The 22,601-nt window shown below is 67.1% G+C and carries 21 protein-coding genes; 14 read left to right on the top strand and 7 right to left on the bottom strand.

Annotated elements, in window-relative coordinates:
- Positions 1-11: 11 nt before the first annotated feature.
- Complete coding sequence (pknB, locus tag ACLMAL_RS08950; protein ID WP_411998635.1) at positions 12-1,964, top strand: Stk1 family PASTA domain-containing Ser/Thr kinase; 1,953 nt, start codon at positions 12-14, stop codon at positions 1,962-1,964.
- A 59-nt stretch (positions 1,965-2,023) separates the two neighbouring features.
- On the opposite strand, the gene ACLMAL_RS08945 is transcribed toward pknB, so the two are convergent.
- Complete coding sequence (locus ACLMAL_RS08945; protein WP_328411346.1) at positions 2,024-3,409, bottom strand: class II 3-deoxy-7-phosphoheptulonate synthase; 1,386 nt, start codon at positions 3,407-3,409, stop codon at positions 2,024-2,026.
- 182 nt (positions 3,410-3,591) lie between these two features.
- Here ACLMAL_RS08945 and ACLMAL_RS08940 point away from each other — a divergent pair, with 182 nt between their 5' ends.
- Positions 3,592-4,092, top strand: coding sequence for a polyadenylate-specific 3'-exoribonuclease AS (locus ACLMAL_RS08940; RefSeq protein WP_328412872.1), 501 nt, complete (start codon positions 3,592-3,594; stop codon positions 4,090-4,092).
- 66 nt (positions 4,093-4,158) lie between these two features.
- Here the strand turns inward: ACLMAL_RS08940 and ACLMAL_RS08935 are convergent, their stop codons facing one another.
- From ACLMAL_RS08935 to ACLMAL_RS08920, 4 genes are read right to left on the bottom strand one after another with little or no spacing between them, the layout of a single operon-like run.
- A complete protein-coding gene (locus tag ACLMAL_RS08935; protein WP_411998634.1) occupies positions 4,159-5,796 on the bottom strand; it encodes a cytochrome b in 1,638 nt (545 codons plus the stop codon).
- On the bottom strand, positions 5,793-7,010 hold the full coding sequence (locus ACLMAL_RS08930) for a ubiquinol-cytochrome c reductase iron-sulfur subunit (protein ID WP_411998633.1): 1,218 nt from the start codon (positions 7,008-7,010) through the stop codon (positions 5,793-5,795). Before ACLMAL_RS08930 ends, ACLMAL_RS08935 begins: the two co-directional genes overlap by 4 nt.
- A 20-nt stretch (positions 7,011-7,030) precedes the next feature.
- On the bottom strand, positions 7,031-7,894 hold the full coding sequence (locus ACLMAL_RS08925) for a cytochrome c (protein ID WP_328411342.1): 864 nt from the start codon (positions 7,892-7,894) through the stop codon (positions 7,031-7,033).
- Between the two features lie 60 nt (positions 7,895-7,954).
- Positions 7,955-8,566 carry a heme-copper oxidase subunit III gene (locus tag ACLMAL_RS08920; protein WP_328411340.1) on the bottom strand — a complete coding sequence of 204 codons (612 nt, stop codon included), beginning with the start codon at positions 8,564-8,566 and terminating at the stop codon, positions 7,955-7,957.
- Positions 8,567-8,878: 312 nt separating this feature from the next.
- Here ACLMAL_RS08920 and ACLMAL_RS08915 point away from each other — a divergent pair, with 312 nt between their 5' ends.
- The 3 genes from ACLMAL_RS08915 (at position 8,879) to ACLMAL_RS08905 (ending at position 10,984) form a co-directional block, all read left to right on the top strand.
- Entirely contained in the window at positions 8,879-9,307 is a 429-nt protein-coding gene (locus ACLMAL_RS08915; protein WP_411998632.1) for a hypothetical protein, read from the top strand.
- A gap of 152 nt (positions 9,308-9,459) precedes the next feature.
- Positions 9,460-10,521 (top strand): anthranilate phosphoribosyltransferase, encoded by a 1,062-nt coding sequence (gene trpD / locus ACLMAL_RS08910; protein ID WP_411998631.1) that lies wholly within the window; start codon positions 9,460-9,462, stop codon positions 10,519-10,521.
- Positions 10,522-10,693: 172 nt separating this feature from the next.
- Positions 10,694-10,984: a hypothetical protein gene (locus ACLMAL_RS08905; RefSeq protein ID WP_411998630.1), complete on the top strand. Its 291-nt coding sequence runs from the start codon at positions 10,694-10,696 to the stop codon at positions 10,982-10,984.
- A gap of 17 nt (positions 10,985-11,001) precedes the next feature.
- Here ACLMAL_RS08905 and ACLMAL_RS08900 read toward each other — a convergent pair whose 3' ends face one another.
- Together ACLMAL_RS08900 and ACLMAL_RS08895 are read right to left on the bottom strand one after the other, a co-directional pair.
- Complete coding sequence (locus ACLMAL_RS08900; protein WP_328411334.1) at positions 11,002-11,277, bottom strand: Lrp/AsnC ligand binding domain-containing protein; 276 nt, start codon at positions 11,275-11,277, stop codon at positions 11,002-11,004.
- A gap of 74 nt (positions 11,278-11,351) precedes the next feature.
- Complete coding sequence (locus ACLMAL_RS08895) at positions 11,352-13,364, bottom strand: DEDD exonuclease domain-containing protein (RefSeq protein ID WP_411998629.1); 2,013 nt, start codon at positions 13,362-13,364, stop codon at positions 11,352-11,354.
- A gap of 590 nt (positions 13,365-13,954) precedes the next feature.
- On the opposite strand from ACLMAL_RS08895, the gene ACLMAL_RS08890 reads away from it, so the two are divergent.
- The 9 genes from ACLMAL_RS08890 to ACLMAL_RS08850 all read left to right on the top strand — a co-directional run bounded on the left by ACLMAL_RS08890 (position 13,955) and on the right by ACLMAL_RS08850 (position 22,501).
- On the top strand, positions 13,955-14,527 hold the full coding sequence (locus ACLMAL_RS08890) for a C40 family peptidase (RefSeq protein ID WP_411998628.1): 573 nt from the start codon (positions 13,955-13,957) through the stop codon (positions 14,525-14,527).
- A gap of 253 nt (positions 14,528-14,780) precedes the next feature.
- Complete coding sequence (locus ACLMAL_RS08885; RefSeq protein WP_411998627.1) at positions 14,781-15,806, top strand: NlpC/P60 family protein; 1,026 nt, start codon at positions 14,781-14,783, stop codon at positions 15,804-15,806.
- A gap of 6 nt (positions 15,807-15,812) precedes the next feature.
- Positions 15,813-16,829, top strand: coding sequence for a hypothetical protein (locus ACLMAL_RS08880; RefSeq protein ID WP_411998626.1), 1,017 nt, complete (start codon positions 15,813-15,815; stop codon positions 16,827-16,829).
- 697 nt (positions 16,830-17,526) lie between these two features.
- Complete coding sequence (locus tag ACLMAL_RS08875; RefSeq protein WP_411998625.1) at positions 17,527-18,654, top strand: glycosyltransferase family 4 protein; 1,128 nt, start codon at positions 17,527-17,529, stop codon at positions 18,652-18,654.
- A 103-nt stretch (positions 18,655-18,757) separates the two neighbouring features.
- Positions 18,758-19,147: a polyketide cyclase / dehydrase and lipid transport gene (locus tag ACLMAL_RS08870; protein WP_328411324.1), complete on the top strand. Its 390-nt coding sequence runs from the start codon at positions 18,758-18,760 to the stop codon at positions 19,145-19,147.
- 84 nt (positions 19,148-19,231) lie between these two features.
- A complete protein-coding gene (locus ACLMAL_RS08865; protein WP_328411322.1) occupies positions 19,232-19,669 on the top strand; it encodes an SRPBCC family protein in 438 nt (145 codons plus the stop codon).
- 14 nt (positions 19,670-19,683) lie between these two features.
- On the top strand, positions 19,684-20,934 hold the full coding sequence (locus ACLMAL_RS08860; RefSeq protein ID WP_411998624.1) for an ArsA family ATPase: 1,251 nt from the start codon (positions 19,684-19,686) through the stop codon (positions 20,932-20,934).
- Complete coding sequence (locus ACLMAL_RS08855) at positions 20,931-21,491, top strand: hypothetical protein (RefSeq protein ID WP_411998623.1); 561 nt, start codon at positions 20,931-20,933, stop codon at positions 21,489-21,491. Before ACLMAL_RS08860 ends, ACLMAL_RS08855 begins: the two co-directional genes overlap by 4 nt.
- On the top strand, positions 21,488-22,501 hold the full coding sequence (locus tag ACLMAL_RS08850) for an ROK family glucokinase (RefSeq protein WP_328411316.1): 1,014 nt from the start codon (positions 21,488-21,490) through the stop codon (positions 22,499-22,501). The genes ACLMAL_RS08855 and ACLMAL_RS08850 overlap by 4 nt, the downstream gene beginning before the upstream one ends.
- Positions 22,502-22,601: the final 100 nt, after the last annotated feature.

Raw genomic sequence — 22,601 nt, 5'->3', positions numbered from 1 at the left:
GAGGACATCACTTGATCGGGCAAATACTGGAAGGGCGCTACCGCATCGACGCGCCGATTGCTCGCGGCGGGATGTCGATGGTCTTCCGGGGTGTGGACACTCGCCTGGACCGCCCGGTCGCCATCAAGGTGATGGACCCGAAGTTCGCCGCCGATCCCCAGTTCCTTTCGCGGTTCGAATTCGAGGCGCGCGCGGTCGCCAAGCTCAAGCATCCATCGCTCGTCGCGGTGTACGACCAAGGCGTCGACGGCGAATATCCGTTCCTCATCATGGAATTGGTGGAGGGCGGCACGCTGCGCGAGCTGCTGCGCGAACGCGGCCCGATGCCGCCGCATGCGGCGCGGGCGGTCGCCGAGCCGGTGCTCGCCGCAATCGGCGTCGCGCATGCGGCGGGTCTGGTGCATCGCGATATCAAGCCGGAGAATGTGCTGATCTCGGATGCCGGCGAGGTGAAAATCGCCGATTTCGGTCTGGTCCGCGCGGTGGCCGCGGCCAACACCACTTCGGCGAGCGTGATCCTCGGCACGGCGGCCTACTTGTCGCCAGAACAGGTCACCAGCGGCACCGCCGATTCCCGCAGCGACGTCTACTCCTTCGGCGTGCTGATCTTCGAATTGCTGACCGGCCGGGTCCCGTTCACCGGTGACACCTCGCTGTCGGTGGCGTATCAGCGGATCGAGAACGACGTGCCGAGCCCGAGCCAGTTCATCGCGGGGGTGCCCCCGGAGTTCGACGACCTGATCGCGCGCGCGACCGCCCGTGAACCCGGGCACCGCTTCGCCGACGCGAACGAAATGGTCGCCGCTCTGCATCAGATTGCGGTCGCGCTGAGCCTGCCCTCGTATCGAGTGCCCGCCCCGCAGGAATCGGCCGAGCATCTCAGCGCCACCTACCGCATCGCCGCGCCGGATCAGCAGGCAGGCCAAGCCGCTGCCGGCCGCCAGGAACCGCATCCGCCGCAGCACACCAAGGTCGTCACCGCGCCACGGCCCAGGTACGCCGATTACGGCCCGCCGGACGACTACGAGCCGCAGCCCTCGCACCTGCCGCAGCCCTCGCCGTATCAGGAATTCGACTCCGAACGCTCCCGCTCGCGCCGCACGACGCTGTTGTGGGTGGCCGTGGTCGCCATCCTGACGCTGATCGTCGGTGTCGGCGGCTGGTGGCTCGGCGTCGGGCGTTTCTCCGCGGTCCCGCCGATCGCCGGGCTCGATCAAGAACGCGCAATCGCCACGCTGCAGAGCGCGGGCTTCTCCACCGAGATACGACAGAAGGCCTCGGACACCATCCCGGTCGGCGGCGTGGTCGGCAGCGATCCGCCCGCCGGGTCCAAGATCACCAAGAGCACGACGGTGGCGGTGCTGGTGTCCAGCGGGAAACCCCGAGCGCCGGATGTGAAGCCCGGCGATGTCGTCTCGAAGGTCAATCAGCTCATCCGCGACGCCGGGCTGCAACCGGTGGACTCCGGCGAAACCGGAAGTTCCGCACCGAAGGGCTCGTTGGCGAAGATCGATCCGGCGCCCGGCACCGTGCTTCCGATGAACGCCCAGGTGAAGGTGTATCGCAGCAACGGGTCGCAGCCGGTCAAAGTGCCCGACGTGCGCGGCCGCGCCACCGCGGACGCCACCAAGATGCTTACCGATGCCGGGATCACGGTGCGGGAGACCCGCATGCAGTACGACAAGAACGTCGAGGGCGACAAGGTGATCGGCACGGACCCGGCCGCGGGCACCACGGTCCAGTCCGGCGACAGTGTCGCACTGCTCGTCTCGAATGCCGTGAAGATACCGACGGTGGTCGGGCAAAACGTCGCCGACGCGCGCGCCAAGCTCCAAGGCCTGGGCCTGCAGGTGACGGTGCGCCAGCTTACGCCCTCGGACTCGTCGCTGGTGATCTCACAGAACCCCGGCGGGCTATCGAAGGTCGAGCCGGGCACCACGGTCACGCTGGTCGCACTCCCCTGAACACACCGAACGTCACATCGGGCGTGCGCCCGATGTGACGTTCGGTCGTGCCGAGAAGATCAGCGCAGCATTTCCGCGACCAGGAACGCCAACTCCAGCGACTGCTGGGTGTTCAGGCGCGGATCGCACGCGGTTTCGTAGCGTCCGGACAGATCCAGATCGGAGATGTCCTGGGCGCCCCCGAGGCATTCGGTGACGTCCTCACCGGTGAGTTCGATGTGCAGGCCGCCCGGGTGGGTGCCCAGCGCGTGATGCACCTCGAAGAAGCCCTGCACCTCGTCGATGATCCGGTCGAAGTGGCGGGTCTTGTAGCCGGTGGACGCCTCATGGGTGTTGCCGTGCATGGGATCGCACTGCCAGATGACCTGGTGGCCGGTGGCCTGCACCTTCTCGATGATCGGCGGCAGCACATCGCGAACCTTGCCGTTGCCCATGCGCGAGACGATAGTGAGCCGGCCGGGCTCGTTATTCGGGTCGAGCCGCTCGACGTACTCCACGGCCTGGTCAGGGGTGGTGGTCGGACCGATCTTCAGGCCGATCGGATTGGCGATCAGTTCCGCGAGGGCAATGTGCGCGCCGTCGAGCTGACGGGTGCGCTCGCCGATCCACAGGAAATGCGCCGACAGGTCGTAGAGCACCGGTTCGCCCGCCGGATTCTCGCCGAGGCGCAGCATAGCGCGCTCGTAATCGAGCACGAGGGCCTCGTGGCTGGCGTAGATGCGGGCGGACTGCAGGCTCGGGTCCTTCACCCGGCATGCGGTCATGAACGCGAGACCGCGGTCGATCTCCTCGGCCAGCGCCTCGTAGCGCGCGCCCGCGGGCGACTGGGCCACGAAGTCGCGGTTCCAATCGTGCACCTTGTGCAGGTCTGCCATGCCCGCGCCGGTCAGCGCGCGCACCAGGTTCATCGCCGCGCTCGCGTTGGCGTAGGCGCGGACCAGTCGCGACGGGTCGTGCGCGCGCACGGCCGCGTCGGGGGCCAGCGAGTTCACCATGTCGCCGCGGTAGGACTTGAGGCCGAGCGAATCCGTATCGGAGGAGCGCGGTTTCGCGTACTGGCCCGCGATGCGCGCGACCTTGACCACCGGCAGACTCGCACCGTAGGTGAGCACGACCGCCATCTGCAGCAGGGTGCGGATGTTGCCGCGGATGTGCGGCTCGGTGTTGTCGGCGAAGGTCTCCGCGCAGTCACCGCCCTGCATGAGGAACGCCTCACCACGCGCGACCTCGGCGAGCTGCACACGCAGCTCCTCCACCTCGGCGGGCACGCAGATCGGCGGCACACTCTCCAGTACCGTCCGCATGTTGGCGGCCTGCTCGGGATCCCACGACGGCTGCTGCAGCGCAGGCCTGGCGAGCGCGTCGTCCAGCCGTCGCCGCAGCTCTGCGGGCAGCGGCGGCAGTTCCGGCAGGCGATCGATGGGTACGTCGACGGTCCAGTTCACCAGTTCAGAATACGGACCGCATGGTCGGACAGATACCCGGAGGTGGGGGGAAGCTGACATACCGAAGGTGTCGAGAATCTCCACCCGAGAACCCCTGGAGCGATCGGCGGGCTACCGGCATAGGGTTGCGGGGTCCGGCACCTCTACAACCGCTTCGACTACCGAGGAGAAGACCGATCTCTCTGCGATATTTTTACGATTGCGAATTCATCGAGGACGGCTCCACGATCGACCTCGTTTCCATCGGCGTCGTCTGCGAGGACGGCCGCGAATATTACGCGGTCTCCACCGAGTTCGATCCTGACCGGGCCGGCCCCTGGGTGCGCAAATATGTGCTGCCGCAGTTGCCCGCACCGTCCTCGCCGCGCTGGCGCAGCCGCGAGCAGATCCGCGACGACCTCTACAAGTTCCTGGTTCCCCGCTCCACGGTGCAGCCCGAACTGTGGGCCTGGGTCGGCGCCTACGATCACGTGGCGCTGTGCCAACTGTGGGGCTCGATGGTCGACCTGCCGAGCACACTGCCCCGTTACACCAATGAACTACGCCAGCACTGGGACGCGCACGGCCGCCCCGAACTGCCCCCCGTGCCGGCGGACGCCCACGACGCGCTGGCCGACGCCCGCCATAATCTCGCGAAGTTCGAGGCGATCGAAGTCGCCCGCCGCGCCGCCGCTCGCTCGTAATCCCGTCATACGAAACACGAAGGCCCCGAGTCGGATTCGACTCGGGGCCTTCGCTAACGCCAGCGATCAGTGGCTGTTGTTGCCGCCGTGACCGTTGTCCTTCTGCTGTGCCTTTTGCAGCACGGCGAGCTGCTTGTGCTCCTCCGCGTGCTCGATCTCGAAGGCCTGCTCACTTTCCTGCCACGGGTCGGGCCGCAGGAAGCTGCCGGTGCCCGGCTTGCCCGCCGAACCCAGCTTGTTCATCTTCTTGGGCACGTGGGCGCCCTGGTACTCCAGCGGGATCGGGTGGCCGTGGTCGTCGACCGGGCCGAGCGGCTGGTGCACCTCGATGTACTCACCATGCGGCAGCCGCTTGATCACGCCGGTCTCGATGCCGTGCTCCAGCACCGCCCGGTCGCTGCGCTGCAGGCCGAGGCAGAACCGGTAGGCGACGAAGTACGCGACCGGCGGCGCGACCAGCAGGCCGATGCGGCCCATCCAGGTGGTCGCATTCAGCGAGATGTCGAACTTCAGCGCCAGGATATCGTTGACGCACGACAGCGTCAGCACGACATAGAACGCGATCGACATCGCACCGATGGCGGTGCGGACGGGCACGTCCCGCGGCCGCTGCAGCAGGTTGTGGCCGACGGTGTCGCCGGTGAGGCGCTTCTCGATCCACGGGTAGACGATCAGCACCGTGAACACCAGACCCATGATCAGCGCGACCCAGAACACAGCCGGGATCGTGTAGCGACCCAGGTAGAGCTCCCACGGCGGCATGAGACGGGCGAGGCCGTCGGTCCACATCATGTAGAAGTCCGGCTGCGAACCCGCGGAGACCTGCGACGGGTTGTAGGGCCCCAGGTTCCAGATCGGGTTGATCTGCAGCAGACCGCCCATGATTCCGACGATGCCGAGGGTGAAGGCGAAGAACGCACCCTGGTCCGCGGCGAACACCGGCACGATGCGCGCGCCGACCACGTTGTTCTCGGTGCGGCCGGGGCCGGGGAACTGGGTGTGCTTCTGGTACCAGACCAGGGCGACGTGCGCAGCGATCAGCGCGAGGATGATGCCGGGGAACAGCAGCACGTGCGCGATGTACAGACGCGGGATGATGATGTCGCCCGGGAAGTCGCCACCGAAGATCAGCCAGTGCATCCAGGTGCCGATGATCGGGATGCTCATCGTGATACCGCCGAACGCGGCCCGCAGGCCGGTGCCCGACAGCAGGTCGTCGGGCAGCGAATAACCGAAGAAGCCCTCGAACATCGCCAGGATCAGCAGCAGGCATCCGATAACCCAGTTCGCCTCGCGCGGCTTGCGGAACGCGCCGGTGAAGAAGATGCGGAAAAGATGCACGATGATCGACGCCGCGAACAGCAGCGCGGCCCAGTGGTGGACCTGGCGGACGAACAGGCCGCCGCGCACCTCGAAGGAGATGTTCAACGCGGTCTCGTAGGCCCGCGACATGGTCACGCCGCGTAGCGGCTGGTAGGCGCCGTTGTAGACGACCTCGGTCATCGATGGGTCGAAGAACAGGGTCAGGTAGACGCCCGACAGCAGCAGGATGATGAAGCTGTAGAGGGCGATCTCACCGAGCAGGAACGACCAGTGCGTCGGAAAGACCTTGTTGATCGACCGCTTCATGAACGCTGCGGCCTGATACCGCTCGTCTGCGGCGTTCGCTTGGGCTGCGGCCTTACGACCGAGTGCTGAGGTCATGAACGACGCTCCCAGTAAGCCGGGCCGAGCGGCTCGATGAAGTCGCCATTGGCGACCAAGTAGCCCTCGGAATTGACGGTGATCGGCAGCTGCGGCAGTGCGCGAGCGGCGGGACCGAAGACCGGCTTACCCCATTCGGTCGCCAAGAACTGCGACTGATGGCAGGGGCACAGGATCTTGTTGGTCTGCGACTCGAACAGCGAGGTGGGGCAGCCGAGGTGGGTGCAGATCTTCGAATAGGCGAAGTAGTCGCCGAAGTTGAAGCTCTCCTGGCCCTTGCGCTTGATGGCCTTCTGCGCGTCTTCGGTGCGCAGCCGGATCATCATGACGGCGTTACGGATTCCGCGCAGCGACTGCAGCGTCGCGTGCTCGTCGCCGCGCCACTTTTCCTTCCACGGGAAGACCGTCTCCATGGCGCCCGCGTCCATGTCCTCCGGACGCACGAGCACGATGTCCTCCGGGCGACCGGTGTCGCGGCGGATGTAGATGGTCTCGCCGGGGAAATCCGGAGTCCAGCCCGAGACCCACAGCGGCGACTTGTCGCCCTTGGCCCACGGGTTCTTGATCATGCCGCCGACGAAGACGAGCAGCGCGCCGATACCGAGCACACCGACGCCTGCACCCGCCGTGCGGGTGATCATCTTGCGGCGACCCAGCGTCGAGGTATCCAGTGCGTCGCTGAGCTCAGCGACCAGGGTGCGGCGCTCGACCTCGGGCGACCTGCCGTCGTGACGGTCCTGGATGGACAGCTCGGCGGGGATGAACTTCTTGCGGATCAGCACCACCGCGACACCGATGACCAGCACCGAGATACCGAAGCTCAGGCCGACCAGCGGCGTGAACAGCGAAAAGGCGGCGTTGCCTTCCTCGTCCTTGCCCTTGTACTCCCAAGGCCAGAACAGGAACACACCGACGAGCACCGCGGCGGCCAGGCCGGACACCGCGAACCAGAACGACACCTGCCGCTCAGCCCGCTTCTCGGCGCGGGTACCCGGAATCGGGAACCGCTCGCGCCGGTAGGCGACGTCGACGCCGTCACGCGCGGTGCCGAGCTTGACCAGCTCGTCGCGCGACATCGTGTCGAGCTCTTCCTCGGTGGGGTCCAGGTTCACAGTGCTGTGATCGGACGTTGCCCCGGCTTGCTTGGTCACAGCGGGGGTCGCCTCATCTTTCAACAGCTCGATGCTGTCGTCGCCCTCATCCGGCCGACCCATGTCGTTTGGCTCCTTATCCGTCATGACCTTGATCCGATCCACATCGCGGCGCCGACGACGAGCACGATGCCGACCACCCAGATGGCCAGAGCCTCGGTCGCGGGACCGAAGCCGCCGAGACCGTACCCGCCCGGGTCGCGCTCTTCGGTGGCGTTCTTGACGTAGGCGACGATGTCGCGCTTCTCTTCCGGGCTCAGCTGCCGGTCGGAGAACTTCGGCATGTTCTGCGGGCCGGTAAGCATCGCGTCGTAGATCTGCTGCTCGCTGGCAGGCTCCAGCGGCGGCGCGAACTTACCGGAGGACAATGCGCCGCCCCTGCCGGTGAAGTTGTGGCAGGACGCGCAGTTCATCCGGAACAGCTCGCTACCGCGGGCGATGTCCGGGCCGCGCAGCGATTCCTGGGCGATCTCACCGTTCGCTTCGCGCACCACGCTCGGTCCGCCGCCATTGGCCGCCACGTACGCCATCAACGCATCGGTCTGGTGCTCGTCGAACTTCGGTGGCTTGCGCTGCGCCTGGGCCTCATTGCGCGCCATCGGCATCCGGCCGGAGGACACCTGGAAGTAGACAGCGGCTTCGCCGACGCCGATGAGGCTCGGGCCGCGGTCGACCACACCCTGCAGGTTCGCACCGTGGCAGGTGATGCACGAGGTTTCATACAGCTGCTTGCCGTCGCGGATCAGCGCGGACTGGTCCTCGTGCGCGGTCGCCACCTGCGGATCCGGCGTGAAAACCGAGGCGAGGAAGCCAGCTCCGACCAGACCCACCAGCAGTGCGAGCCCACCCGCGATACGGCGGCGGGCGCGGCGCTGCTTACGCGTCTTGCTGGCCTGGCCGCTATCGGGGCCCACGGGCTCTGGCGCTGACGGGGGAGATGAACTCATCTGTGTCCCTTTGGAGTAGACGGAACCGACTTGTACAAGATTGCGGGTTGCGTGCCCGGCTCAGCGGACGAAGTAGATCGTGGCGAACAGCCCGATCCAGACGATGTCGACGAAGTGCCAGTAGTACGAAACGACGATCGCGGCGGTGGCCTGCGCCGGGGTGAACTTACTGACCTTGGTGCGGATCAGCAGGAACACGAACGCGATCAGACCGCCGATGACGTGCAGGCCGTGGAAGCCGGTGGTGATGTAGAACACCGAGCCGTAGGCACTGCTCGAGATCGAGGTGCCCTCCTTGACGAGGTTCGTGTACTCGTAGCCCTGGCCGAGCACGAAGAGGGCGCCCATGATCAGGGTGATCACATACCAGCGGCGCAGGCCGAACACGTCGCCCTTTTCCGCCGCGAACACACCCATCTGGCAGGTGAACGAGGAAGCGACCAGCACGGTCGTGACCGGCACTGCGAGCTTCAGATTCAGCTCGGTCGGCTCCGGCGGCCAGACACCGTGGGCCTGGGCGCGCGCGACGAAATACATCGCGAAGAGCCCGGCGAAGAACATCAGCTCGCTAGACAGCCAGATGATGGTACCGACGCTCACCATGTTTGGCCGGTTCAGCGAATGCACACGCTGAGTAATGGCCGATCCTGGGGTCCCTACTGCGGTCGTCACGGGGGTAAGTATGACTCGTCGTAGTACGACACAAGTACCCGGGTACGAAACTTGTCCGTCCGTGTCGGAAAACGCACGGACAGACAGGCTCTCGTGTTCGATTCGACGTGCCTCGACGCGGCGTGTCGGCAGCGCCCGCGGCCCGGCGTCCGAACAGCCGAAACTCGAGCTTCGCCGCATCCGCTGCGGCCGCTGGGACGTGCGGGCGGCCGCGGACGGCGCTGGTCGGGATCGCACCGAGGTGGCCGGGCGTGTTGGGTGCTGCCAGTCTGGCAGGCGACGGTAAGTAGAAGCTGAGACGAGGAGGCGGATGTGACCCCACGGTGGTGGCGACGACTGCGCGGCCAGGTCGGGTCTGCGGCCCTGGACCCGGATGCTGCCGATCTGGTGGTTGTCGCGAGGAGTTTCGACGACGCCGAGGCCTGTTCGGCCGTGCTGGAGCGGGCCACGGCGTGGCAGCCCGACGCGCCTGCGGTGTTGCGCCACCACCTACGTGTCCCCGCCGAGCAGGTCGAGCGAGTGTGCGCCATCGCAGCCCAGGACGCGTACGCGCCTGCTGGGCAGTCCGAGGCCGCAGGTTCGGATGACCTGGCACCGGTGATCCTGCAACGGGTGCAACTGCTCGATGCGCTGCATTGCTCGCAGGAACGCTCGCGCATGGCGGGGCTCGCGCAGCGGCACGACGGCACGGCCGACGGATGGGACGCGCTGCAACCAGGTCACACAACCGAGCAGCAGTAATAAGGTCTGGCCCACTAAGCTGCATCGCAACAAACTGGTGTGCGAACCAGTGTGACGGGAGAAGTGGACATGAGGGCGCGCAGCGAGCGAACGATCGGCGCGGCCGTGCATCGCACGGTCATGCCGCAGTCGAGCCTCGGCGAGGCGGAGGCATGACGGTACGCAGCTGGCCCCAGGTACTCGGGACCCTCGCCGACGGTGGCGACCTGGCCGCAGACGACACGGCGTGGGTGATCAACGAGATCTTCACCGACAATGCGACGCAGGCGCAGATCGCCGCCTTCGGTGTGGCCATGAAGATCAAGGGACCGACACCCGCCGAACTGTCGGGCATGGCCTCCGGGATGCTCGCGCACGCACGCCTGGTCCAGGTGGACGGCGATGCCGTCGACATCGTCGGCACAGGCGGTGATCGGTCCGGCTCGGTGAACATCTCCACGATGTCCGCGGTCGTGGTGGCCTCGGCCGGTGTGCCGGTGGTCAAGCACGGCAATCGGGCGGCGTCTTCCAAGAGCGGCGGCGCCGATGTGTTGGAAGCGCTGGGTGTGAAGCTGGCCCTCGGACCGGCGGCGGTCGCCCGGTGCGTGCGGGAGGTCGGCATCGGTTTCTGTTTCGCACCACTGTTCCACCCCGCACTGCGCTTCGCGGGACCCGCGCGGAAAGAAATAGGCATCCCCACCGTTTTCAACGTGCTCGGCCCGCTCACCAACCCGGCGCAACCGCGGGCCGGATTGGTCGGCTGTGCCTTCACGGATCTGCTGCCGGTCATCGCGGGCGTGTTCGCCGAGCGCGGCGCCAGCGCGCTGGTAGTGCGCGGAAACGACGGTTTGGACGAGATCACCACCTCTGACACCACCGCCGCCTGGATCGTCTCGGGTGGACGACTGCGGGAGACGACGATCGACCCGGCCCGTCTCGGTATCGCCCGAGTGGATCTCGACGCGCTGCGCGGTGGGGATGCCGAGGTCAACGCGGGCATTGCCCGCGATGTGTTCGCGGGCTCCCCCGGCGCGGTCCGCGACGCTGTCCTGGTGAACTCCGCCGCGGCGATCGTCGCCTACGACCTGTCCCAGGGCGTCGGTGATCCCGATGCCGATGTGCACGACGCGCTTGCCGCCGGTCTCGAACGGGCCGCAGCCGCGATCGACACGGGCAAGTCCCGCGCGCTGCTCGACCGGTGGTCGAAACTGACCAACACTCTCGGAGACAGCTGAATGAGCCGCACCGTTTGTCCGGATTCGCATCATAGTGACAACTATGTTTCGCGCCGCATGTCGTCAGTCTCGTTGTGTCATCGGCAGTTACAGTGACGGCGCAAATCGGCGCCTCGCCCCACGTTCGGCCTCGGGCGTGCGCCGCCCGGCTCGACTTGCAAGGAGCACACACATGAAGCGGGGCGTTTACGCGGTACCCGGCGTACTGGCGGTGGCCGCGACGATCGCGGCCGCACCGGCCGCCTTCGCGGCACAGGGCACCCTGGTCGTCAACAACACCGTGTATCGCGAGCCGTCGGGCTGCATGCAGATCAACACCGGGGTTGCGCCGCTGGCACTCGAGAACCACACCGACAACAGAGTGACGATCTTCAGCGGTTCCGGCTGCCGTGGCGATGTGACGGCAACCCTCACGCCGGGTGAATCCCGCGCGTCCAACGGGTCCTCACTCCAGATCGGCTGACCCGCTCCACCTGCGGCTCACTCCCCCAGCGAGAAACCGGCCTCCACGTCCGCGCTCGAATACGACTTGAACGCGATGTGGGTGATGGTGCGCGCGACACCGGGGGTCTTGTCGATACGGTCGGTTACCACCTCGGCGATCTGCTGGTGATCGCGCACCCGCACGATCGCGATCAGATCGACATCGCCGGCACAGGAGTAGACCTCGGCGACGCCCTCGGTGTCGGCGAGCGCCTGCGCGGTTTCCGGGATGCGGGCATTCTCGGCGTTGATCATGACGATCGCGGTAATCATGGGTGTCAGCCTAGTGTCCATAGCCGGACCCAGTCCGTAATCTGCGCCGGGCCGAGCGCAGGCAAGGCAGCCGCCTAATGTGCACAGCCGGACGCAGTCCGTCCATAGTCTGCGCCGGGGCGAGCGCAGGCGAGGCAGCCGCCTGAGCGCTCGACATATTCCGCTTCGGGGAGTTGGGCACGTACCGCGGCATCCGCTAATTCCACCCATCCCATCCAGCGACCTGCCCCGTAGGCAGGCTCGTGATAGCCGTCGGTGGTGCGCACGATCCGGGCCCCCGGACGCGCCAGCCAGCGCGCGACGAGTGCTACTTCTTCCGGCGACGCTCCGCGCAGCGGAGGCATAGTCGACGCGGCATTCCGACGTAGCGCCGCAACACGGCGCGACCGCGAACCTCCAGAGCTCGCATCGACCACCGCGTCGGCCATGTCGCTTCCCCCGACAACATCGCCTCCGCCAACAACATCGGCATCGGCATCGGCATCGGCATCGGCATCGGCATCGGCATCGGCAGACCGGAGCGCACCGGAGCCCGGGTCGCCACCGGTGGGGATGACGGTTTCCGATGCCGCAACGATGTGTTCGACCACCGGCATCGGCGACACACCCCGCGCCGCGTTGCCCGCGCCCGCGAGGCGGCCGTAGCGGATCACCGAGAATTCCCATCCGCCTGTGCCATTCGGGTGCGCGACGATCAGCTCGGCGATCCTGGCGACGGCGGCCAGGCGTTGGGTGCGGCGCAGCGCGCGCACGACCGCGACCACGCGATCGCGCAGCCGGGCGGCTGCTTCGAAATGTTCGGCACGCGAATGGGTTTCGATGCGGTCGAGCATGGTGCGTAGTGGCGCGTCGGAGGTACCCGCGAACAGTGCGCGGACAGCCGCAGACGCCGGCGCGTATTCCTCTCTATTAATAGGGAGACCGGTGACAGTCGCGGCCGGGCAGCCGCCGACCATCGCATGCAGGCAATCGTGCAGGCCCGCAACCGATAACCGAGTGGTGCAGGTGCGCAGCCCGGTGTACTCGGCGACGGTGACCGCCACCTCGGTGGCATCCATCCGAGAGTTGAAGGGGCCCAGCGCATCCCGGTTCGGCGTTCGGACGATCGCGAAGCGCGGGAAGGGTTCGTCGGTCAGCGTGATCCACCAGGCGCGCTTGGGAAATTTCGAGCGCCGATTGTAGGGCGGAGCGTGCGCGACGAGCAGTCGCAGCTCACGCACCCCCGCTTCCAGCGCGTGCGCGCACACCACGTGATCGACGCGGGTGGCCAGCGACACCATTTCCTTCATCCGCCCCCTTGTTTCGGAACCGGTGAAGTAGTTGCGAACTCGGCGGCGCAGGTTCACCGCGGTGCCGATGTAGAGCACCTCGTCGGAAGGGCCGCGGAAGAGATAGACGCCGGGACTGGCGGGCAGGTCGGTGGCGAACACGCGCTTGGCGCGCTGCCTGGAGGTCACCCCCGGCAGATAGTCGAGCAGTTCGGTGAGGCTGTGCACCCCTTGATTGCCGACGCGTGCGATCAGTGCGTGCAGGACGTCCACGGTGGCCCGCGCGTCGTCGAGGGCACGGTGCGTCGGCTGCGTGGTCGCACCGAGCAGCGGAGCGAGCAGGCCGAGCCGGACCGACGGTGCTTCGTCGCGGGTGAGCACTCGCCTGGCCAGCTTCACCGTGCACAGCACCGGCGCCGAGGGCCACGCGGTTTCGCTGCGGGCCGCCGCGGCGCGCAGGAAAGCCATATCGAACCGCGCATTGTGTGCCACGAGGACAGCGCCCGCCGCGAACTCCAGGAAACCCGGCAGCACCGCCTCGATCCGCGGCGCTTCGTAGACCATGGCGGTGGTGATCCCGGTGATCTGCACGATCGCGGGCGGGATGTCCTGCCCGGGGTTGACCAGGGTGGCGAACTCGCCGAGTACCTCTCCGCCGCGTACCTTGACCGCGCCGATCTCGGTGATCGCGTCGCCCTCCGGACTGGTGCCGGTGGTCTCCAGGTCGACGACCACGAAGGTGGTGTCATAGAGCGGCGTATCGAGCTCATCGAAGGCCAGTTGCTTCGCGGCGGCCGGGCGCGGCACGGGGTCGGGCACGGCCTGGAGCGTATGGGGTGGGTCCGACAGGAACGCGCGCGAGATCGCACGCGAAATGTCCGTATTTATCCGCGAGGATTTCGTTCCGATACCCGCTAAATGATCTTCAATTCACAAAAGTGACCCAGATCACATTGTTATCAGAAAGGCATCAATCGGCCGAGTGGGCCCCGGGGCGCCGCACAGGTGCCATCGGCACGCTAGAGCGTGTCGCACCGGGGCGACCCGCCCATCCGGTATCGAATCGCCACCACTCCCACCATGACCGCGTCGACCTCGGGAAATGCCACAGGATCGGACCCATCGACTGACCCAGACGGCGCTTCCGACGCGCCGGGTAACGACTCGGCCGCCACTCGATAACGGCCGGTCGTTATCGTTTCGTGATTGTTGTGACTTATCTCGCATTTCATGCTTCGCATTTTTGTTGAGCACCGGCATTTCGGATGCGCTCGGCTTTACAAACCACCGTGATGGGTTCGTAACCTTTTTGAGACCTCACGGAGTTCCATCGCGCTGCAGGGCCGGTGAAACGAAGTCCGCCGCACCACCGGGTACGGCGTCGTGGGGCAGATTCGGAGTACCGCATCATGGCGATCAACACCGTCAAGCGACAGGCGCAGCGTGCCGTTGCCGCCGGAGCCGTCGGCGCTGCCACCATCGGCGCGTTCCTTCTTCCGGCCGCCCCGGCCGCGGCTCAGCCGGTGACCATCCCCGGCATCGGAACCTTCGAGGTTCCCAACGAGATCCCGATCCCGGCCGACATCCCCGGCATCCAGCTGGGCAACCCTCCCGCGCTGCCCTTCATGGCGCCCATCAAGACCCTCGGCGAGGTCGCGCTCGACGCTGCGATGACCAAGCTCGGCGCGCCCTACGTCTACGGTGCCGCGGGCCCGAACGCCTTCGACTGCTCCGGCCTTGTCAAGTGGGCTTACCAGCAGGCCGGCGTGGAGCTGCCCCGCACCAGCGGCGCCCAGCTCGCCGCGGGCGCCGCGATCTCGACCGACGATCTGCAGCCGGGCGACCTGGTGTCGTTCTACGGCGGCGGACACTCCGGTCTGTACGCGGGCGACGGCAACGTGATCCATGCGTCGACCTCCGGCACCCCGGTGATGCTCGCCCCGATCTCGTCGATGCCGATCGCAGGCGCTCGCCGCTTCTGACCCGCTCCCCCGCCCCTACGACACGGTGGGCCCACGGGATGGCTTACGTGATCATTTCGTGCCCTACTGGACACAGCCGTACGCCATTCCGTAACCTAAATGAGACCTTCCGGAGCCTCGCGGAACAGACCGACCGTTCTCGCAGCTCACGAAGCCGATGCGGCTCATCGAGGGAATGCGTCCGAGCACTTGACGAGAGAACGGGGCACGGCAGGCTGTGGCACATCACCGGAGACAAAGCACGAAACGTCTGGTGGGAGGGGCGCTCGCGGCCGGAGTCCTGGCCGCATCGCTCTACGGTGGCAGTCCAGCCGGAGCCGATCCGGCCACCCTGCCGACCACGGCCAGCGAGGCCGTACAGCGGATGATCGATCTGTCGAGGCAGTCCGAGCAGCTCAATCAGCAAGCGCTGAACGTGCAGGCCGACCTCGACGCCAAACTGGCCGTCCAGCGCGACGCCGACGCCAAACTGTCCGCGAGCACCGAGGTCGCCGACAATGCGCGCAACGAGGTGCGCAAGTTCCAGCCGATGGTCGACCGCACGGTGATCGCCGCATATCAGGGCGCGCGGACCAACCGCCTGTTCGCCGTGCTGGCAAGCAACTCGCCACAGCAACTGCTCGATCAGATGTCCACACTGGATGTGTTGTCGGCCAAGACCTCTGATCAACTGAACCTCTACAAGTCGGCAACCGCCGCCGCCACGGCGGCGGAAACCGCCGCCCGCACCGCCGACGACGATGCTCGCGCCGCCGCGACCAAAGCGGATCAGGTGCGTGCCGAGCTGGAACGCAAGCGCGCCGACCTGTCCGGTGCGATCGCGCAGGTGGTCTCAGCGTGGGGCACGCTGTCGGCCAGGGACAAGACCGCGCTGGCGGGCTCGCCCTTCCCGCCCGGCTTCGACCGCGACTCGCTGCTGAGCGGCCTCGTGCCAGGTAGCGGAACCAGCGCTCTGGCCGCGGGACTCACCCGCATCGGCGACCCGTATGTCTGGGGTGCGACCGGTCCGAGCCAGTTCGACTGCTCCGGGCTGGTGCAGTGGGCGTTCAAACAGGTCGGCAAGAACGTGCCGCGGACCAGTTCGCAGCAAGCCGGCTACGGCACCCCGGTGGACAAGGACGATCTGCAACCCGGCGACGTCGTGTTCTTCTATTCCGACATCTCTCATGTCGGCATCTACGCGGGCAACGGACTCATGTTGCACGCTTCCACTTTCGGTGTCCCGGTGGCCGTGGCACCCATGGGCTCGACGCCGTACCACTCCGCTCGGCGATACTGAGTCGCTATGAGCGAGCGCAGCAGTGTCGGGCAGGTCCGCGCGTGGCTATCGGCCCGGCGGCGATTCCAGTTCGTGCTCACCGTCGCGATGGTGATGCTGCTGACCGCCACGTGTGTCGGGTTGCTCATGGTGCCGAACCCGGTGCTGCCGAAACTACGGGCCGCCCAGCAGGCCAGGGCCGAGAGCCTCGGGCAGGTCGCGGCCGCCGATGACGATCCGCGGCTGGCTCAGGTGCGTCGCACCGTGGAACCCTTCGGCCAACTCGTCACGCGCGTGGTGCCCACCGGAGCCGGGCAGGAGTCGCTCGTCGTCGGCCATCCGGCCCAGCGGATCGAAATAGACGTCCTCGCACGCGAACTCGGCGCGGCGACCACCGCCGTGACCGACCTGTGGGGACCTGACTGGGCGCAGTCGGCGCTGGTGGTCGTCGCGTCCGCGCCCGCCGAGTTCGCCACGTTGCTGCGCGCCACCACCGACCTGCCCGAGGACGTCGCCGCCGCCTCCATCGCCGATCCGTTCACCCCAGGCACCCGACCCACAGCCCAGCGCGTGGTTTTCAGCCCCGACGCAGGCCGCCGCCTCTCCCCCGACGGGCTGCGCACGCTGCTGCGCCACGAACTCACTCACGTCGCCACCCGCGCCGAGACCGTCGACGGTGCTCCCTCCTGGATGCTGGAGGGCTTCGCCGAATACGTCGCCCACCGCGGCCAAGACCACCACTTCGGCGATATCGCCCCCACCGTCACCACACGAGCCCGCGCCGGCCAACTCCCCACCGACCTCCCCGCGGCAGCCGTATTCACCGGCACACCGGCCGTCCTCGCCTACGAGCAAGCCTGGACGATCTGTGCCTTCATCGCCGACAAATACGACGAACCCCACCTGGTAGACCTCTACCGCCGCATCGCCGCGAGCAAACAGGACCCCGCCTCCGAGGACCGAATCCTGCAGGAAGTCCTGCACACCACTCGAGCAGACTTCGTCGCCGATTGGCGCGCCTGGCTCAGCCCTCGCGCCGCCTGAGGTTTACGAACCCGCACTGATAGCGCACCCGACGGAACTGCAACGCCACCGACACACCTCCAGACAGAACAAGCCCTGCCAGCGATTTCGCAATCAGCTGCCCACAACCGAAGCGCACCCCAGTAACGCCGTAAGCACCGAAACCAGCCGCACGGCGAGCCTTACAACCAACCGTCCGCAGCAAGCTTGTTGCCGAGCCGCATCGAACCTGGCCGCGACCAGCGACACCGGCGCCCCTCACCTCCCGAGCGCAGCGAGACCGAACACCAGCGTTCGCGCCCGATCCCACCCCCACAACAGCCGCAGCGCACCCACCAAACTCGCAAGATCGCCATCGACGCCCCCACTCGACACGATGACACCTCCCGAGCACAGCCACACCGAACACCAGCGTTCGCGCCCGATCCCACCCCCACAACAGCCGCAGCGCACCCACCGAAGTCGCAAGCTCAGCTACCAACGCCCCCACTCGGCACGATGACACCTTCCGAGCGAAGCGAGACCGAGCACTAGAGTTCGCGGCCCGTCTCGCTTCCGAGCCGTCGAAGCGCATGCGCCGCAGGCGCGAGTCTCGACGGCTCGGAAGCGAGACCAAGGGGGCCGCGAACACGCCGCGGCGTAGCCGCGGCCAATCCAACACAGCCGCGAACACGCAGCGCCGCAGGCGCTGCAAATCAAACACAGTAGGTTGGTGCGCATGGCCCGAACTCTGCTGGTTACCAATGATTTCCCGCCTCGGCCAGGCGGTATCCAGTCGTATCTGCAAGCGTTGGCCGGTGAGCTGCCGCCGGATGATCTGGTTGTCTATGCGCCGAGGTGGCGTGGGGACAGTCATCTGAAATTCGATGCCAAGCAGAAGTTTCAGGTGGTTCGTCATCCGACCACGTTGATGTTGCCGACGCCGCTGGTGATGCGGCGGGCGGCACGGTTATTGCGTAGTGAGAACTGTGACACCGTCTGGTTCGGTGCGGCGGCGCCGTTGGCATTGATGTCGCCGATGCTGCGGCGGGCGGGGGCCGAGCGCATTCTGGCGAGTACGCATGGACATGAGGTCGGCTGGTCGATGTTGCCCGGCGCCAGGCAGGCGTTGCGGCAGATCGGCGAGCACACCGATGTCGTCACGTATGTCAGTCGGTATACGCGTGGCCGGTTCGCGTCCGCATTCGGCGCGAATGCGGCGTTGGAGTATCTGCCGCCGGGGGTCGACACCGAGGTGTTCCGGCCGGATCCGGCGGCGCGGGCGGAGCTGCGCGATCGTTATGGGCTCGATGATCGGCCGACCATTCTGTGTCTGTCTCGGCTGGTGCCCCGTAAGGGCCAGGATGCGCTGATCGTCGCCATGCGCGAGATCCGCGAGCGCATCCCCGGCGCAGTGTTGGTGATCGCGGGCGGCGGGCCGTATGAGGAGAAGCTGCACGGGCTCGCGGCGGCGCTCGGTGTCGGCGACGACGTGGTGTTCACCGGGCGAGTGCCGTCGTCGGAGCTGGCCGCACATCACACGCTCGCGGATGTCTTTGCGATGCCGTGCCGCACGCGCGGTGCCGGCCTCGATGTCGAGGGGCTCGGCATCGTGTATTTGGAGGCGTCGGCCGCGGGTGTTCCGGTGGTGGCGGGTCGCTCGGGTGGCGCGCCGGAGACGGTGTTGGAGGGCAAGACCGGCCGGGTGGTGGACGGCCGCAAGACCTCGGAGATCGTCGAGGCCATTGTCGGCATCCTGTCCGATCGCGACGCCGCCGCCAAGATGGGCGCCGAGGGCCGGGCCTGGGTGGAGCAGCAGTGGCGATGGGACAGTCTCGGCGCTCGATTGCGCCACTTGTTGCGGTGAACACCGCCCAACGGGACGGTATACCGCCGGTGGCTGCCTGCCACGACGAGAGCCGAGCGGAGCGGAGCATCGTCCTGGCAGGCCATCCATTACGCTCAGCGAGGTGAGCAGCATCCAGGTCGCAGATATGACCTTCGTCGCCGCAGACGGGTCCGCGGTCGCCGACGTCGTGGCGGCACCGAACAATTGGCGCCGCTGGTGGCCCGACCTCACCCTGGAGGTCCGAGAGGACCGGGGCGACAAGGGAATCCGCTGGTCGGTGACCGGCGGGCTGACCGGAACCATGGAGGTATGGCTGGAGCCCTCGCTCGACGGGGTGATCCTGCACTACTTCCTGCATGCCGAGCCCTGGTCGGCGAACCGGATGTCGCCACGTCAGCTGCTCGCCGCCAATCGGGCACGCCGGGTGGCCGGCAAGAACATGTCTTTCGAGGTGAAGGCGCGACTGGAGGCAGGCCGCCCGGCCGGCATCGCGCCCGCGAACGCAGACTGACGCGCACACCCGCTCACCACATCAACTAGGCCACAGCACAATAGAAGGCACAACACCGTAGCTGGAAAGGAACCGTTGTCCGCCATGGCCGACAGGACCCAGAGGTCGATCATCATCGAGGCACCATCGCAGCGGGTGATGTCCGTCATCGCCGATCTGGAGTCCTACCCGGAGTGGGTTTCGGCAGCCAAGTCCGTCGAAGTATTGGACAAGAGTGCCGACGGCCGGGTGCGCACCGCGCGGTTCGTGCTCGATGCCGGCGTCGTCAAGGACACCTACGTGCTGTCCTATACCTGGCGTCCCGATGACAAGGCCGTCAGCTGGACCCTCGTCAGCGGTGACCTGCAGAAGGCACAGGACGGGACTTACGAACTCATCGACCAGCCCGATGGCACCACGCAGGTGACCTACGAGCTGACCGTCGACCTGAACATCCCGATGATCGGCATGTTCAAGCGCAAGGCCGAGAAGGTGATCACCGATACCGCGCTGAAGGAACTGAAGAAACGGGTCGAAGGCTGATCGCGCACAGTATCGTGCGCCGCACCCGGGTCGAGCTGTTCATCGGCAAAGGCGGAGTCGGTAAGACGACATTGGCGTGCGCGACCGCAATGTCGTACGCGCGGGCCGGTTCCCAGGTGCTGGTGGCCTCCCTCGACCAGGCGCATTCGCTGGGCGACGCGCTCGGATTCCGATTCCCGCACGATGCCGGCACGGTGACCGGGATCGCGAACGTTATGCCCGGCCTCGACGTGATCGAGGTGGATTCCCTTGCGCTGCTGGAGGATCGGTTCCACGAGGTAGTGCGGATACTGGCGTCGGACTCCAGGCACGAGCACGGTATCGATGTCGCGGCGCTCGATCCCGCCGAGCTGACGGGGCTACCCGGCGTGCAGGAATTGTTGATGCTGGTGGAGATCACCCAGTTCGCGAACGAGGACGACTGGGATGTGATCGTGGTGGACTGCCCGCCCTCGGCGGACATGCTGCGCATCATGACCGCGCCCGATACGCTGCTCGGCTACGTGGAACGGATCTGGCCGCCACACGCGCGCGCGATGAGCACGATCGGTACCGATCTGCGCCGCGCGGTGCTGGCGGCGACCGTCGAGAAGATCGTCGCCGCGGTCACCGAGGTGCGTGATCTGCTCGCCGACCACGGCCGCACCGGGGCCAGGCTGATCACTGTCGCCGAACAGGTGGCGGTTGCCGAATCCGAGCGGGTTCGCTCAGCCGCCGCCCTGCTCGGCCTGCGACTGGACGCTGTCGTAGTGAACAAAGTGCTGCCGCCCGCGCCCGCGGAGCCGGCCGAGGCGGCGCATCCCGCGGTGCACTGGTATCTGAACCGACGCAGCGAACAACTGGACGTCATCGCACGGTTACAGCGCGATCTCCCGGGCATCCCGGTAGTGATCGCCCAGCACAGCGGCCCCGAACCGGTCGGGCTCGCTTCGCTGGCGGCGCTGTCGTATGCGGTGGACGCGGACTCGGCGCTGCGCGACAATCCCGCAGAGGTTCGCACAAGTTCCGGGGATCCAGTGGTTCGATGGGAATCGGGCACCGGACTGCATTCGGTGTACGCGTTGCGAATGCACCTGCCCGTCGTCGATTCGGCGACGCTGCGACTGGGACGAGTGGAGGACGATTTGATCGTGGGAGCGGACGGGACCCGCCGACGCGTGCGCCTGGCACCGGTGTTGCGGCGGTGCACGGTCGACGCAGCCGAACTCGACGGGGGCTATCTGGTCGTCCGTTTTCGTCCCGACCCGGAGGCCTGGCCGACATGAGCGGCAGTGATGACGCGGGCGACGAACGACAGCACGGTATGGATGGCGGCGGCGCCCAAGCAGATTCCGGCCGCGGCCGGCGTCCCGGATCGGGCATTTTCGACGACGTCGATGGGCTCGGCGAGTTCGCGGCGGAACTGAAATTGCTGGCCGAGGTCGTCTTGGAGCGAGTCGAACCGATGTTGCGGCACGCCGCTGTCGAGGGCCAGACCGAATGGTCGAGTTGCAGTTGGTGCCCGGTCTGCGCGGCCGCGGCGCTGGTGCGCGGTGAGCACCATGACGTGCTCGCCGCGGTCGCAGATCACGGCACCGCGATCGTCACGGTGCTGCGCGAGGCGTTGGCCGGAGTGCCCGTAGAGCCGGTGTGGCAACCCGACGACGTTGCGCCGACAGCCCCATCGGACGATAACTCTGTGTCCCACAATCACACACCACGAGACGACTCGATGCCGAACGACGACAGCACAGCAGCGCACCCGCGCGACGGTCATACCGCGCAGCGCGCCGGCCGAACGCGTTCCCGGTACGTCGGCATTCCCGTGACGATCAAGGCATGACGCGCCAGATGGCGGGCGCGCGTCCGCTGACGGTCGGTATCGACGTCGGCGGCACCAACATTCGCGCCTCGGTGGTCGATGGCGACGGCGAGATGCTCGACACCGTGCAGGCGCCGACACCGCATTCGGCACGCGCTCTGGAAGACGCATTGGACCGGGTGGTCCGCGAACTGTGCCGTCGGCACCCGATCGGCGCGGTGGGGCTGGCCGTGGCCGGGTTCATCACCGCCGACCGTTCGACCGTGCGGTTCGCACCGCACCTGCCGTGGAAGGACACCCCGGTCGCGCGGCGGCTGAGCGAGCGTCTCGAGCTTCCGGTGATCCTGGAACACGACGCCAATGCGGCGGCGTGGGCCGAATACCGATTCGGTGCGGCGGCGGGCGGGCACAACGTCGTGCTCGTCGCGATCGGCACCGGCATCGGTGCGGCGCTGCTCATCGACGGCGAACTGTATCGGGGCACCCACGGTGTCGCGCCGGAGCTGGGGCATCTGCAGGTGGTGCCGGACGGGCGAGCCTGCCCGTGCGGGAAGCGCGGTTGCTGGGAAAGGTATTGCAGCGGAACAGCGCTGGCCGACACCGCGATCGAGATGCTGGCCACCGACCCGGTGCATTCGACGGTGCTGGCCAGGGATATCTTCCGCGATCCCGGCTCGTTGACCGGACGTCGGGTCGCCGGGGCCGCACAGGACGGCGACCCGCTCGCGGTGCAGGTCATGGCGGACTTCGCACGCTGGCTCGGACTCGGTCTCGCCTTCGTCAGCGACATTTTCGACCCGGATCTCGTCGTCATCGCGGGCGGAGTGAGCAGTTCGGCGCCGCTGTTCCTCGACGAGGCGCGCGAGGAATACGCCCGCGCGATCACCGGCGCAGGCCACCGCCCGCTGGCCAGAATCCGCACCACACAACTGGGTGAGGCCGCGGGCATGATCGGCGCCGCCGAACTCGCGCGGGCCACTCTGGCCGACACCGGCCGCGGCCGATCGCGAGTCGCTCGTACCAGCCACTGAGAACAGACCAATCAGCCACTGAGAACATGTGGTGAGATACGCCGCTCGGCTTGGATGTGATCTGTAACCAGCGGTAAAGTCGGCAATTGAAGCAGGTGTG

It is taken from the genome of Nocardia sp. CWNU-33, assembly GCF_046764895.1.
Taxonomy (GTDB): domain Bacteria; phylum Actinomycetota; class Actinomycetes; order Mycobacteriales; family Mycobacteriaceae; genus Nocardia.
The sequence above is the reverse complement of the archived record's forward strand: the minus strand, read 5'-3'. Positions and strand labels throughout refer to the sequence as shown.